This window comes from Streptomyces flaveus (genome assembly GCF_014647675.1).
GTDB lineage: Bacteria > Actinomycetota > Actinomycetes > Streptomycetales > Streptomycetaceae > Streptomyces > Streptomyces flaveus.
Genome location: NZ_BMPQ01000013.1, coordinates 169109 through 182067, shown reverse-complemented (window position 1 = coordinate 182067; position 12959 = coordinate 169109). Strand labels below are relative to the sequence as shown.

General features: G+C 68.8%; 12 protein-coding genes and 3 pseudogenes. 8 read left to right on the top strand and 7 right to left on the bottom strand.

Translation table 11 applies throughout. The annotated features are described in order from the left end of the window. The first annotated feature begins 81 nt into the window (after positions 1-81). Genes IEZ21_RS25425 through IEZ21_RS25415 form a run of 3 tightly spaced genes read left to right on the top strand, consistent with a single transcriptional unit; the run spans position 82 to position 3083 of the window. Positions 82-1107: a FecCD family ABC transporter permease gene (locus tag IEZ21_RS25425; protein ID WP_189324192.1), complete on the top strand. Its 1026-nt coding sequence runs from the start codon at positions 82-84 to the stop codon at positions 1105-1107. A gap of 2 nt (positions 1108-1109) precedes the next feature. Continuing rightward, the gene (locus tag IEZ21_RS25420; protein ID WP_189324191.1) at positions 1110-2222 is read left to right on the top strand and encodes a FecCD family ABC transporter permease; all 1113 of its coding nucleotides are present in this window, start codon (positions 1110-1112) and stop codon (positions 2220-2222) included. 3 nt (positions 2223-2225) lie between these two features. Beyond that, positions 2226-3083 (top strand): ABC transporter ATP-binding protein, encoded by an 858-nt coding sequence (locus IEZ21_RS25415; protein WP_051745063.1) that lies wholly within the window; start codon positions 2226-2228, stop codon positions 3081-3083. A gap of 150 nt (positions 3084-3233) precedes the next feature. Here IEZ21_RS25415 and IEZ21_RS25410 read toward each other — a convergent pair whose 3' ends face one another. After that, entirely contained in the window at positions 3234-3800 is a 567-nt protein-coding gene (locus IEZ21_RS25410; protein ID WP_246568131.1) for a hypothetical protein, read from the bottom strand. Between the two features lie 125 nt (positions 3801-3925). Between IEZ21_RS25410 and IEZ21_RS25405 the strand changes: the two genes are divergently transcribed. The 3 genes from IEZ21_RS25405 (at position 3926) to IEZ21_RS25395 (ending at position 6531) form a co-directional block, all read left to right on the top strand. Beyond that, positions 3926-5179, top strand: coding sequence for an IS256 family transposase (locus tag IEZ21_RS25405; protein ID WP_189324190.1), 1254 nt, complete (start codon positions 3926-3928; stop codon positions 5177-5179). Continuing rightward, positions 5176-5658: a hypothetical protein gene (locus IEZ21_RS25400; RefSeq protein ID WP_189324189.1), complete on the top strand. Its 483-nt coding sequence runs from the start codon at positions 5176-5178 to the stop codon at positions 5656-5658. Before IEZ21_RS25405 ends, IEZ21_RS25400 begins: the two co-directional genes overlap by 4 nt. A 303-nt stretch (positions 5659-5961) precedes the next feature. After that, on the top strand, positions 5962-6531 hold the full coding sequence (locus tag IEZ21_RS25395; protein WP_189324188.1) for a dihydrofolate reductase family protein: 570 nt from the start codon (positions 5962-5964) through the stop codon (positions 6529-6531). Positions 6532-6983: 452 nt separating this feature from the next. Here IEZ21_RS25395 and IEZ21_RS25390 read toward each other — a convergent pair whose 3' ends face one another. Further along, positions 6984-7763, bottom strand: a complete 780-nt coding sequence (locus IEZ21_RS25390; RefSeq protein WP_189324187.1) for a hypothetical protein — start codon at positions 7761-7763, stop codon at positions 6984-6986. 138 nt (positions 7764-7901) lie between these two features. Continuing rightward, a pseudogene (locus IEZ21_RS25385) lies at positions 7902-8493 on the bottom strand (IS5 family transposase); the annotation flags it as partial. Positions 8494-8810: 317 nt separating this feature from the next. Between IEZ21_RS25385 and IEZ21_RS25380 the strand changes: the two are divergent. Continuing rightward, complete coding sequence (locus IEZ21_RS25380; RefSeq protein WP_246568129.1) at positions 8811-9347, top strand: hypothetical protein; 537 nt, start codon at positions 8811-8813, stop codon at positions 9345-9347. A 50-nt stretch (positions 9348-9397) separates the two neighbouring features. On the opposite strand, the pseudogene IEZ21_RS25375 reads toward IEZ21_RS25380, so the two are convergent. Beyond that, positions 9398-9589 (bottom strand): annotated as a pseudogene (locus tag IEZ21_RS25375) (NF041680 family putative transposase); the annotation flags it as partial. 141 nt (positions 9590-9730) lie between these two features. Here IEZ21_RS25375 and IEZ21_RS25370 point away from each other — a divergent pair. Beyond that, the gene (locus IEZ21_RS25370; protein ID WP_189324186.1) at positions 9731-10168 is read left to right on the top strand and encodes a glutaredoxin domain-containing protein; all 438 of its coding nucleotides are present in this window, start codon (positions 9731-9733) and stop codon (positions 10166-10168) included. Between the two features lie 93 nt (positions 10169-10261). Here the strand turns inward: IEZ21_RS25370 and IEZ21_RS25365 are convergent, their stop codons facing one another. The 3 genes and pseudogenes from IEZ21_RS25365 to IEZ21_RS25355 form a co-directional block, all read right to left on the bottom strand. Next, positions 10262-10588: an STAS domain-containing protein gene (locus IEZ21_RS25365; protein ID WP_189324185.1), complete on the bottom strand. Its 327-nt coding sequence runs from the start codon at positions 10586-10588 to the stop codon at positions 10262-10264. Positions 10589-10779: 191 nt separating this feature from the next. Further along, the gene (locus IEZ21_RS25360; protein ID WP_189324184.1) at positions 10780-11724 is read right to left on the bottom strand and encodes a serine/threonine-protein kinase; all 945 of its coding nucleotides are present in this window, start codon (positions 11722-11724) and stop codon (positions 10780-10782) included. A gap of 85 nt (positions 11725-11809) precedes the next feature. Further along, positions 11810-12959 (bottom strand): annotated as a pseudogene (locus tag IEZ21_RS25355) (hypothetical protein); the annotation flags it as partial.

Sequence of the window (12959 nt, the reverse complement as noted above, 5' to 3'; positions counted from 1 at the left end):
CCAATCGCCACAGAGGCCAAGCTCACGACTAGGATTAAGGCCTGCCTAACCTAAGGGAGTCTGGTCCGTGGAGACCGAACGGTGAAGCGGGGCAAGAGACTTGGCCCCGTACTGCTGGTGGCGCTGCTCGGCGCTGTTCTGGTGGTGCTCTGTCTGCTGTCGCTCGCGCTGGGCGCCGCAAGCGTTCCCCCGGACCAGGTGATCCGGACGCTGTTCGGCGACGCCCCGAGCCGGTTCGTGGACAACATCGTCTGGTCGGCACGGGTGCCGCGCACCACGCTGGGCCTCGCGGCGGGTGCCGCCTTAGGCCTCGCGGGCGCCCTCATGCAGGCCCTGACCCGTAATCCGCTCGCGGATCCCGGGATCCTGGGGGTCAGCGCGGGCGCCACCTTCGCCATCGTGCTGGCGGTCGGGGTGTTCGGGTTCGGCTCGTTCTACGGGTACGTCTGGTTCGCCTTCGCTGGCGCGCTCGCGGCGAGCGTCGTGGTCTACCTCCTCGGCGGCCTTGGACGTTCCGGCCAGACGCCGGTGAAGCTGGCGCTCGCCGGTATCGCGGTGACCTTCCTGCTCACCTCACTCACCAGCGCCATCGCCCTGACCGACCCGGACGCACTCGACCGCTACCGCTTCTTCACCGCCGGCTCCATGGCCGACCAGGACGGTGCCACGGTGCTGCGGATCCTGCCGTTCCTCGCCGCCGGCACCATTCTGGCCCTGGCCTGCGCTCCGGCCCTCAACAGCCTGGCCCTCGGCGAGGACGTGGCGGCCTCCCTCGGCCGAAACCTCGGCCTGATCCGGCTGCAGGGCGTCGCCGCGGTCACCCTGCTGACCGGGGCCGCGGTCGCGGTCATCGGCCCGATCGTCTTCATCGGCCTGGTGGTCCCCCATGTCGCCCGGGTCCTCGTCCAGATGGCGGGAATCGGCCCCGACCACCGCTGGCTGCTGCCCCTGTCGGCCGTCCTCGCCCCGAGTCTGCTGCTCGCCGCGGACATCATCGGCCGCCTCGTCGCACGGCCGACCGAGGTCCAGGCAGGCATCGTCGTCGCCTTCATCGGCGGCCCGTTCTTCATCGCCATGGTCCGCCGACGCCAGCTCGCGGAGGTGTGACCATGTCCAACCCAAAGTCCACCCTCACCAAGTCCCCCTTGGACTCCGGCACTTCGCCCGCCCCCCAACGCGTCCGCTCCTACCGCACCTTCCGGCTGGCCGCCCCGCCGGTCTCCGGGATCTTCCGTCCCCGCCTGGTGGCGCTGAACGCGGTGCTCGCCACGGCCACCTTCCTGCTGTTCTGCTGGGGCCTGACGATCGGTGACTATCCGATCGCCTTCGCCGATGTCGTACGCGCCCTCGTCGGCACCGGCGACCCCGGCACCGTCCTCGTCGTCCAGGAACTGCGGCTGCCACGCTCCCTGGTCGGACTGCTGGCCGGGATCGCGTTCGCCGTCTCCGGCGCGCTGTTCCAGACCATGACCCGCAACCCGCTGGCCAGCCCCGACATGATCGGCCTCACCCAGGGTGCGGGCACCGCCGTGGTCGCGGGCATCGTGCTGGGCTGGGACGGCGGCCTCGGCACCCAGGCCCTCGGACTGGTCGGCGCGCTCTCCACCGCCCTGATCGTGTACGCCCTGGCCTGGCGGCGCGGCACCACCGGCTACCGGATCATCCTGATCGGCATCGGCGTGGCCTGGATCTGCACCAGCGCCACCGACTATCTGCTGGCCAAGGGCGGACGGTTCGAGGCACAGGCCGCCCTCGGCTGGCTGGTGGGCAACCTCAACGGCCGTACGTGGGACCAGGTCACCCCGCTCGCCGTCGTACTGGCGGTGCTGCTGCCGGCGTCGCTGCTGCTCGGTCGGCTGCTGCGCACCCTCCAGCTCGGCGACGACGTCGCCACCGGCCTCGGCACCCGGGTGCAGTTCGTGCGCCTGTCCATCCTGCTCACCGGGGTCGGCCTGATCGCCTTCGCCACCGCGTCCGCAGGCCCCGTCGCCTTCGTGGCGCTCGCCGCGCCGCAGATCGCCCAGCGGCTGGCCGGTACCGCCTGGCCGCCCCCCGTCGCCTCGGGGCTGACCGGCGCCCTGATGGTCCTCGGCAGCGACCTCATCGCCCGTACGCTCATCTCCGGCACGGAACTGCCGGTCGGAATCGTCACCGGCGTGCTCGGCGCGCCGGTCCTGCTCTGGTTGCTCGTCCGCGTGAACCGCGCGGGTTCAGGAGGTTGATCCATGTCGGTTGATCCCAAGTCGGCGGACGCCTCACCCGCGGCCGACCCGGACCTGCGGGCGAGCGGGCTGCGCCTGGCGTACGACAACCGGCTGGTCGTGGACGGCCTGGACCTGGCCGTACCGCCCGGCCGGATCACCGCGATCGTCGGCGCCAACGCCTGCGGCAAGTCCACGCTGCTGCGCGCCCTGGCCCGGCTGCTCGCGCCCCGTGAGGGCGCCGTCCACCTGGACGGCCGGGCTCTGCAGTCCATACCGTCCCGGGAACTCGCCCAGCGCCTCGGCATCCTGCCGCAGAGCCCGGTGGCCCCCGAGGGACTGACCGTCATCGACCTGGTCAACCGCGGCCGTTCACCGCACCAGACCTGGTGGCGGCAGTGGTCCAAGGCCGACGAGCAGGCCGTGCACCAGGCGCTGGCCGCCACCGCGATGACCGACCTCGCGGACCGTCCGGTCGACGAGCTCTCCGGCGGGCAGCGCCAGCGTGCCTGGATCGCCATGGCGGTCGCGCAGGGCACGCCCGTACTGCTCCTCGACGAACCGACGACGTATCTGGACCTGGCCCACCAGATCGACGTACTGGACCTGATCACGGACCTCAACCGGCGCGAGAACCGCACCGTCGTGATGGTGCTGCACGATCTCAACCAGGCCTGCCGCTACGCCGACCACGTCGTCGCCATGAAGTCCGGGCGGATCGCCGCCGAGGGCCCGCCGGCCGAGGTCATCACCGCCGAGACCGTGGCGGACGTCTTCGACCTGAACTGCAAGATCACCATGGACCCGGTCAGCGGCACACCCCTGGTCATTCCGATGGGGCGGCATCACGGGGCCGACACGGGGCAGCCGGCCCGTACGTGAGAACTCGTACGTGAGTGCCTGTTTCTGATCCCGAGAGAGGGCGACGTCGACGTATCGTGACGCTGTGAAGAGAGTCCGTTGGTCCGCGTCCGGGCGGCGCAAGACACGGCCACCAGCTGACGGGACTTGCCCGTGACGGGGTTCCGCCCTTCACCCGCGCGTGCGGCGCCGGTAGTAGTGCACGGTCACCACACCCAGCAGCGGCCCCCAGGCGGTCACCGGCAGATAGCAGGCGGTCAGGAGCCGGTTGCCCCACGGCGTGATGTCCATCTGAGCGTGCAGGGTCGTCCAGACAAACAGTACTCCGTAGACGCTGCAGGCGAGTGTGCCGAACGCCGCCGGGATAACCGCGGCACGTACCGGGACCGGACGGCCTCCGAGATACGGCAGCCAACGCGGCCACACTTCTCCCCACGGCCGCACCAAGCCGAGTGTCAGCCAGGCCAGACCTTCTTGGGCCAGCGACAGCAGAGGCAGCACCAGCAGGCCCCAGCCGGGCAGGAGCATGGCATCGTACTCGGACTGTCCGAGTCCCAGCGGAACACCCAGCACGGCGGCGAGGCGCCACACAGCCGATGGCAGAGACACCCAGACGACCGCTGCCGCCGCACGCCGCGCCCAGGCCGGGACGCCCGGCACCGTCCGACCCGATGCGCGGTCGGACAAGTGCTTTCCTTCGGCCTGCGCGTTGTCGGAGAAGGGAACAGTGGTGGGCATGGAGCAATGCTCAGGACCTGTGGATCGGGGCTCGGGAGGCGCGCGAAGGGCGTACCTTCCCGAGTGATCGATTGATGGTCACCGAGTAGGCCGACGCTGCGAACGTCGGTCGGGAAGGCACGCCCGTGCTCAGCGTAGTCAACGCCGATGGCTCCACCCCGAACGGCTCCCTGATGGACGAGATCGTCCGCGAGGGCGCACGGCGGATGCTGGCCGCCGCCCTCGAGGCGGAAGTCAACGCCTACATAGCCGAGGTGGCCGAGGAGCGCGACGAGTCCGGTCGCCGCCTGGTGGTGCGCAACGGCTACCACCAGCCGCGGAAGGTCACCACCGCCGCCGGGTCGGTCGAGGTGAAGGCGCCGCGCGTCAACGACAAGCGCGTCGATGAGGCGAATGGCGAGCGTCGGCGGTTCTCCTCGGCAATCCTGCCGCCGTGGTGTCGCAAGTCCCCGAAGGTCAGCGAGGTGCTGCCGCTGCTTTACCTGCATGGCCTGTCCTCTGGTGACTTCGTGCCCGCCCTGGAGCAGTTCCTGGGCTCCTCGGCCGGTCTGTCCCCGGCGACGGTGACGCGGCTGACCGTGCAGTGGCAGGCCGATCACACCGCCTTCCAGGATCGCGACCTGTCGGCCACCGACTACGTCTACGTCTGGGCCGACGGCGTCCACCTGCGCATCCGCCTGGAGGAGGCGAAGGCCGCGGTGCTGGTGTTGATGGGCGTGCGCGCCGATGGCACCAAGGAGCTGATCGCGATGAGTGACGGCTACCGCGAGTCGTCAGAGGCGTGGGCTGGTCTGCTCCGCGACTGCGCCCGCCGCGGCATGCGCGCCCCGGTGCTGGCCGTCGGCGACGGTGCACTCGGCTTCTGGAACGCTTTGAGCGAGGTCTTCCCCATGACCCGCCACCAGCGGTGTTGGGTTCACAAAACCGCCGACTGTCTGGACGCGCTGCCGAAGTCCGCGCAGCCGGCGGCCAAGCGCGCGATCCAGGAGATCTACAAAGCCGAGGACAAGGAGCACGCGGCGCGGGCGGTGGCCGCCTTCGCCAAGCAGTACGGCGCGAAGTACCCCAAGGTCGTCAGGCGGATCGCCGACGACGAGGACGAGCTACTGGCGTTCTTCGACTACCCGGCCGAGCATTGGATCCACCTACGTACGACGAATCCTATCGAATCGACCTTCGCCACCGTGCGACTTCGAACGAGGGTCACCAAGGGTGCCGGGAGCCGGGCCGCCGCCCTGGCCATGGTCTTCAAGCTCATCGAGTCCGCCCAGGCCCGCTGGCGAGCCGTGAACGCACCCCACCTCGTCGCCCTCGTCCGTGCCGGCGCCCGCTTCGAACGCGGCCAGCTGGTCGAACGGCCCGAAGGAAGGGCCGCATGACCGACCCCCAGCACGACCGTGAACCCACCGAGCACCAGCGTTACGCGCACTACCTGCAGGCCCTCGATGCCGCCTCGGAGGCGGAGGAGGCCGAGCTGGTGGCCGCAGTGCTGCGCGATCAGGATGAGGCGATGGCGCAAGGCGCGGTGGTTCACCACCTGGACCGCCGGGCAGCCCAGCTGCTGACCGACGCCGAGTTCACCGTCTGGGCTCACATCATGGCCGCGGTCATCGGGGACCGGGACTACCTCGCCCGCCGCCTGCGCGAGTGGACCCTGCTGAGGACCATCGCCCTGGACGAGCCATGGGCCGCCGAGGCGCTTACCGCCGCATCCGACTGGTTCCAACGCACAGCCGCGACCGCGCAGATCATTACCTCATCCGACGCCCTCAGCCTGCTCGCCGAACAGGGACGAACCCGCCGCGTCCGCAACGCGGCAAGCCGACGGATGGAACAACTGGATCAACCACCGAACTGACTAGTGCCGCGTCAGGCAACGTTTGCGACGTTCGTCGTTGACCCTGAGCCGACGGTAGGTGACGCGGCACCGTGCATCGAAGTCGAGCGTTATGGGCGCCGTCCCGTTGCGAACCTGAACGCTCCGAGCGCCGAATCGGTCGCGCGCTCGGTCTGCGGTCTGGTTCGCATCACGACGACGTTAAAGTTCGCATCACGACGGCGTCAAAGTAGGTGCGATCGGGGCGCCGATGAGAAATGGCGCCGGCAGTCGTCTGAGTACGGTCCGGTGAACGCGGGGCGCGCATCAAGGGAGAGCAACGAGATGAGACCACTTCGATACTCGATCAACGTCACGCTCGACGGCTGCTGCCATCACGAGGCAGGGCTCCCCCCGGACGAGGAGTCGATGCGCTACTGGACCGCTGAGATGGAGCGAGCCGATGCCCTGCTATTCGGCCGGGTGACCTACGAGATGATGGAGTCGGCGTGGCGGAAGCCGGCCACGGGCACGTGGCCTGACTGGATGGATGAGTGGCAGATCCCGTTCGCCGAGACCATCGACCGGGCGAAGAAGTACGTCGTGTCGAGCACGCTGAGCGGGGTCGATTGGAATGCCGACCTGGTGCGAGGCGACTTGGGGCAAGCGGTTCAGCGGCTCAAGCAGGAGTCAGGCGAGGGCCTGTGGGTGGGTGGCGTGACGCTCCCCCTGGCGTTGGCAGATCTGGGACTGATCGACGAGTACGAGTTCCTTGTTCAGCCGGTCCTTGCCGGACACGGGCCGACGTTGCTCGCCGGTCTGCGCGAGCGCATCCAGCTCGAGCTCGTGGACCGCCATGAGTTCCAGTCGGGGGCGGTAGCCCAGCGATACCGGCCCACGCGAGTTACGGCTTGACGTGATTTGTCCTGGCACGTTGGCCGCTCCCTCGCGACGGAACGACGGCTCGGGGGGCACTAGATCCACAGGTCTTGACTATTCCTCGTGGGCATGCGGCACGCTCCTTGATCAGCGATGTCGTGCGATGCCCTTGATGTTTTCGCAGGCCCCGCCGCCCGGCGTCCGGCCACGGCATGAACACCATCAGCCACACGGCGTAACCGTATTGCCGCCGTATCAGCCCCGAGGCGTACGCGCCGCCACAGCCAGGCAGTGCTACACGGACCAGAGAGCGATTCCTGCGATGTGGAGTACCGCCATGTCGCGGCCGCACGAAGGGCCCTCAGGCGCCAGCAGCGTTGCTGGTTCTCATCGACATTTCCGAGCCGTGTGATCGCTAAGAGGCCATCTCATTTGGCGAGTCTGCGGTAGCAGATGAGGGTGCAGGCAGCGATGTTGGTCGCACCCGCTCAGCCGACCGAAGTGTTCTGTGTCGCCTTGCGTGCTTCGGTGAGGGCTCGCTGCCTGAGGTTGCCGCCGAACAACTGAATCGTGGTGGCGGCCAGGATGTCCTCCCTGCCGATGGTCCGCCCGTCCCCCCTGCGGGTGGACGGTGCCCGGAGGGAATCCTTGAGGAACGGGGGTGGGGCCGGTTCGCCCGACATCACTAGGGTGACCGTACCGAAACGTTTGACCCCGCCCTCGCGGACGACCAAGGCCGCGTCCCGGGCGAGGTCCGTCAGGAACACGCTCGCGATTCCGTCCAGGTCGCGGACCATCGCTGGGACGGCCGTCGCCCTCTGGCTCCGCAGCAGCTTCTTGACCCCAGCCTCGAACCTGTGGGCGCCGACCACAGCACTCGGTTTGCGCGACCTACTGCGCTTACGAGAAGGCACGATGACGCCCTCGGCGTCGTACAGGACACCGGTCAGGCCTTGAAACGTCGGGCTGTGGTCGTACCACTTGGTCCCCACCTCGAGCTCGACGTTCCGGTCGATCGCCGAGAGAAGGTCCCCGGGAATCAGCTTCTTCCGGGCCTCCGCCGCCGCCGCTCTCCTCGCGCCGTCGATGATCTCCGTCAGCACTGTCCGCGTCACCGACGCGGCGGCCCACGCGGCCGACCGAGAGACGTGCATCGGGGTCACGTCCCTGAACACCGCTTTGACGAGAGAAGGCTTGAACGGCGAGACATCCATCACCGAGGCGGTCTCGGGACCGCTGCGCTCAGGGCGTGCGGGCTGTGTGGTCATCGGAAGGAACGCTCCCTGCTGTCGGAGTTATCAGAGGCACACACTTCACCACGCAGGACGACAAGTGGGCGGCCAACCTGCAGGGCGGCGGAGGCGTTCCATGCCCGTGGGGGCACTTGAACGTGCCCCGCAGAGCCTGCGGCAGCAGATGAGGGTGCAGGCGATGCTGGTGAAGGCGAGGAAGTGGTCTGCTTTGCGTTCGTAGCGTCGGTGGAGGCGGCGGCAGCCGGCGAGCCAGGCCATGGTGCGCTCTACGGTCCAACGGTGACGGCCCAGTCGTTGCGAGGACTCCACTCCCTTGCGGGCGATCCGGTGCGTGATGCCCCGCTCACGTAACCATCGCCGCAGATAGGCGTAGTCGTAGCCCTTGTCGGCATAAAGCTTGGCGGGCTTGCGCCGTCGTCGTCCGCGGCGCGAGCGGATCGGCGGGATGCCCTTCACGAGCGGAATCAGGGCCTGGCCGTCATGCAGGTTGGCCCCGAAAATCCCGACGGATATGGGCAGACCCGACCGTTCCGTGAAACGGCGGTGGGCCGTCGCCCCCGACAGCCTGAACGACGCCGACGGCACCTGCTGCCAGGTGCAACCCGACGTGGCTACGAACACAATCGCGGCCAGCACCTCCCGGTCACCGTACCGACGTCGGCCACCCCTGAGGTCGCGACGGCGCCTCCGCTACCACCCGCTGGAACAACTCCCACAACTTGTCCGGCACCAACCGCTCAATCATCCCCACCATGACCCACAGAATGCCGAGTCAATCAAATGAGATGACTTCTAAGTGCTGCCCAAAACCGTCGACAAACGTTGCTCGCTCCCACGTACAAAACCAGGAGTGGCGGCGGTCCGGGCGACCGTCAGTCTCTGTCGTTCTCGCGGGATGCCGACTGGCTGGTGCGGCGGGACTGCCTGCTTGAAGCCGTAGGACTGGCAAGTTGCTGCGACGATCCGGTCTGGCCCTCAGTGCAAGGCTGACGGTGCATGGCTCACACTCTCGACCGGAAACTGTTGTTTACAATCCTCATTGCGGGTAACTAAAGTTGTCACATGACTTCGCTTGAGATCACCCCCGAAGAGCAGGTAGAGCTCGACAAGGCCCTCTACGACGCTCTGAACCCGCTCGCATCGGCCATGCGCTCCCGGGGTTCTGGGCTGTCAGGTGACCGCATGTGGGAGGCGGACCCGATCGAAGTGGCGCTGTCCGTCCTTGCCGCATGGAAGGCGGTGGACACGGAGGTCAAACGGTTGACGGCGATCGCAGCGGGAACCGCCGGGTCTTACGGCGCGAGCTACGAGCAGCTGGGCGCCGTTTGGGGCATCACCCGGCAAGGTGCCCGCAAGAAGTGGCCTGATGCCATCAGCCGCCCGGCAACCGCCGCAGCGCACGCGAGCGCTGTACTCGAACTGTTCGGTGGAACGGCCGAACTGACGCAAGAGCCTTCGTCCGGCGGCTGGAGGTGGACAGGCGAGGGCGCCGACGGAACACACGGCACGCCCGACGGCGACACCTCGTACGCGACGAAGGAAGAGGCGGCAGCCTACGCAGGGGCCTTCCTGAGGGAACACACCGTTGATCAGCCCTAGGGCCAGCACCGGGCCAGATGAGAATCGCGGAGAGGTGGAGCGCCGCTCGACGCGTCGTGCCCACGCCGGTGTTCAGCCAGCAGCGTCAGGTCGACCGGCGAGGTCACCGGCCCGTTCTCGCAGAGCATCGCGTCCGTGACTTCGAACAACGTGTCACCGCTCCGGGTCAGGCATCCGTAGAAGTCCTCCCGGAAGTGGGACGTGAAGCCGAATGCCTCGTGCCGGGCATCGTGGTGCAGCAGACTCACCCCTGCGGCCTTCGTATAAGTACGGTTCTGTGACGGAACGCATGCTCACGCGGGGGCCGTCCGCCTGTCCGGCGAATGCCCAGGTGAGCGGCCTAGTCAGAGGAGCATTTCGACTCATCGGTAGCCTGCATCACCATGATGCGCGCTTGGACCTTGCCAATGCTGCTTGTACTCAGCGGCTCAGCCGTCGCGGCTGGGCAGATCTTCAAGGGGAGCCCCGGCACAGCCGCAGCACTCCTGCTGGCGTTCCTGGCGCTCGCCAGCGTGAACTCACCCCTGATCTTCCCGAGGTCGATCGGTGCGCAGGAGGCACAACGCCGCAGCGCGGTCGACGGCCGACCGGTCGTCTTCTGGCGGCCGGGCTGCAAGTACTGCATACGACTGCGCATCCGGCTGGGCCGCAGCGCCCGCCAGTTGCACTGGGTCAACATCTGGCGCGACCCGGCAGGAGCCGCAGCGGTGAGAGCAGCCAACGACGGCAACGAGACCGTGCCGACCGTCGCCGTGGCGGGCCAGCCACACACCAACCCCGATCCCGAATGGGTGCGCGAACAGCTCTCCCCTTCCGCGTGATCAGAAACCGCGCCCTACGGAGAGGCACCCGCAGACACAACTGAAGCGCACAGAGGTTGAAAGACAAGCTGAGAAGGGGGCGTACGAGCCGGATCAGGCGCCGTCGGCCCACTGGCGCCAGGCGGATCCCGGATCGGCGTACAGGGTGAACCGCGGGTCGCCGGTGACGGACTCGCGGATGCGGTCGGGGGCTCCGATGAGATGGAAGCGCGTGGCGGGATCCTTCGGGAAGAGGGTGCGCGGTTCGCCTTCGAAGAGCCCGTCGGCACAGCGGAGTTCCTGCAGGTCGAGGAAGAACTCCCGGTGCCCGTCCTCGACTTGGTCGTGCAGCCGCTGTCTCAGCTGCCGTTGCGTGGTGACGCCCAGCGTGCCGCTGACCGCCATCCACAGCCGGAACGGCGCCTCAGCCAGCACGCGCATGCGAATGACCGTGATTTCCAAGGGTGTTGTGCTCCAGTGACGCTTGTGCCGCGGTGCGCGCCGTATGCCCGCTTGCCGGCCGTGCCCTTGCTACTCCACCGCGCAGGCCGCCAGAAGTGCGCGCCCCACGGCTGCGCGAAGCCTCCCCTCGCCCCACACAGGCGTAACCACGCGCTCCACATACGAGTCCCTCAGGAAGCGCCCGTCTCCTCGGTGAGTTCGCGCAGCCGGCGCAGCACCGCGCCGTGTTCCGGGCGGTGCAGGGGCGAGGCGGCCAGCAGTTGCGTCAGCACCTCGCCGAGCGGCCCGGCACGGCGCGGCGGCGCGGGGGCCGGCGGGTAGCCGCCGGAGCCCTCGGCGAACGGCTCCCTGCCCTCGACGGCGAAGTACAGGGTCGTACCGAGAGCGAACAGGTCGGATGCAGGGGTGGCCGAACCCCCGTACAGCTGCTCCGGGGCGAGATAGCCGGGCGTGCCGATCACCCGCTGCGGCCCGGTGTGGGACACGGTGCCCGCCATACGGTGGGCGATCCCGTAGTCGGTGAGGACCACGCGCGCGTGCGGGTGTCCCGAACCGTCCGGTGCCAGAAGGATGTTGGACGGTTTCACATCCCGGTGCACGATCCCGATGTGATGCCCGGCGGCGAGCGCCTTGAGCACGGCGAGACCGATCCGCGCCGTCTCGCCGACCGGCAGCGGCCCTTCGCCCGCCCGCATCCGCTCCTCGACCACCGCTTCCAGGGTCGTGGCGCCGCGGACGTACTCCATCACGATCCACGGGAAGCCGTCCTCCTCGACGACGTCATGGACCGCCACCACATGCGGCGCCTCACGCAGGGCGGCAAGACTCCACGCCTCGCTGAGCGCCCGGGCAGTCCGTACCTCCGGGCTCTCCTCCCCCGGCACGGCCCGCGTCCGTACGACGACCTCCTTCACCGCGACCTCTCGGCGCAGCCGCAGGTCGTACGCCAGCCAGACGCGTCCCATGCCCCCAGTGCCGACCGGCTTGATCAGCCCGTACCGCTCGGCGATGACCCGTGTCCAGGGGCCGCGTGCCCGGGCGTCGGGCGCGGACGGGCGCGGGGGCGCCACGTTGGTGTCCCCGCGGTCCCCGTGCTCCTGCTCGATCTCGTCCATCTGCGCTGCCCCGGATGCCTGGCATGTCGTCGGTACGGCGTCAGTACATCGTCAATGTGCCATCGGTACTACCTGGTCAGTGCGGTCAGTACGCGGGTTTCAGCGCCCCTGCGGGAAGCTTCTTGCCGTCCTCCTGGTACACCGTGCACAGTACCCACCGGAATCCGGCGTTCCACTCCTCGTCGGTGGACGACCAGCCGTCCATTGCATGGCCCTTGCCGCGGGCCCAGTTGACGCCGTACTTCTCCTCGCACAGGTCTCCCATGTCGACGCTCTCGGAGGAGTCGTTGCCCGAGGACCACGTCCAGCCGACGGCCTGTTCATGGTGCGGCTCGTCGCAGCTGGCCAGGTAGGGGGTCCAGCCGTTGTCCTCATCCTTGGTGTTGAAGCAGTCGCCCGGGCCCAGCTGCGTCGTGGACGTCTCCTCGCCCTGCGGGCGGTACTCGCCCAGCGGGCCCCCGATGGTGGCCTTCTTCAGGAAGACCAGGCAGGCCGTGTCCGGCGGCTGGCTCTGTCCGGCGGCCGGCGGCAGTACGTGCAGGACGGGGTCGGGCATGGTCTTGCGCAGCTTCTCCGTGCGCTCGGCGCACTCTGTCTGGGCGGACGAGGCACCGGACGCCGGCCCAGTGCCGGACGCGACGGTCGTGATCACCTGGCCCTCGGGGTCGTCATCTTCGCAGTTGACGAGCTTCAGCTCGGGCTGCCCCTTGTACTCGCCCTCCTTCCAGTCCGCGTCCACGCACTGCCCTGGCATCAGCCCGTTCTTCAGGCCCACTCGGGTGCCGTACGGGAAGGGACTGCGGGTGGTGGTCGGCGTCGGGGTCGGGGACACACTCACCTTCGGCTGTTGTCTGGCCTCCGGACGCTGTCGCTGTCCGTCGTCGCTGTACACCGCGGCACCCACGCCGAAGCCGCCGGCCGCCACGAGCACGCCGACGAGTGCCAGCAGAGCGGGTAGGCGCCATCCCCGGATACGGGGTGGCATCTCCGGTCCGGTGCGGGTGGGGGTGATGTCCCGGTCGCCGTCCCCGGCCGCGTCTCCATCACCGGAACGGGGAGCTTCCTCAGGAGGAACAGCGGCTTCGGACGCCTCAGGCTCGGCGGCCTCCTCGGGGGTGGCCGCCTTCTCCGGGGTGGCGGCAGGCACCGGCACGGACGTGCCGTCGCCGGCCGCGGCGGCCTCCGCCAGGGGCATCACGGTCAGCTCCTGCTGGAGCTGGTCGAGCGTGCGCGCG

Excerpts from the sequence above, each read along its gene's own strand:
- IEZ21_RS25420 (WP_189324191.1), top strand. The coding sequence starts at position 1,110 with ATGTCCAACCCAAAGTCCACCCTCACCAAGTCCCCCTTGGACTCCGGC.
- IEZ21_RS25415 (WP_051745063.1), top strand. The coding sequence starts at position 2,226 with ATGTCGGTTGATCCCAAGTCGGCGGACGCCTCACCCGCGGCCGACCCG.
- IEZ21_RS25410 (WP_246568131.1), bottom strand. The coding sequence starts at position 3,800 with ATGCCCACCACTGTTCCCTTCTCCGACAACGCGCAGGCCGAAGGAAAG.
- IEZ21_RS25400 (WP_189324189.1), top strand. The coding sequence starts at position 5,176 with ATGACCGACCCCCAGCACGACCGTGAACCCACCGAGCACCAGCGTTAC.
- IEZ21_RS25395 (WP_189324188.1), top strand. The coding sequence starts at position 5,962 with ATGAGACCACTTCGATACTCGATCAACGTCACGCTCGACGGCTGCTGC.
- IEZ21_RS25390 (WP_189324187.1), bottom strand. The coding sequence starts at position 7,763 with ATGACCACACAGCCCGCACGCCCTGAGCGCAGCGGTCCCGAGACCGCC.
- IEZ21_RS25380 (WP_246568129.1), top strand. The coding sequence starts at position 8,811 with ATGACTTCGCTTGAGATCACCCCCGAAGAGCAGGTAGAGCTCGACAAG.
- IEZ21_RS25370 (WP_189324186.1), top strand. The coding sequence starts at position 9,731 with ATGATGCGCGCTTGGACCTTGCCAATGCTGCTTGTACTCAGCGGCTCA.
- IEZ21_RS25365 (WP_189324185.1), bottom strand. The coding sequence starts at position 10,588 with ATGCGCGTGCTGGCTGAGGCGCCGTTCCGGCTGTGGATGGCGGTCAGC.
- IEZ21_RS25360 (WP_189324184.1), bottom strand. The coding sequence starts at position 11,724 with ATGGACGAGATCGAGCAGGAGCACGGGGACCGCGGGGACACCAACGTG.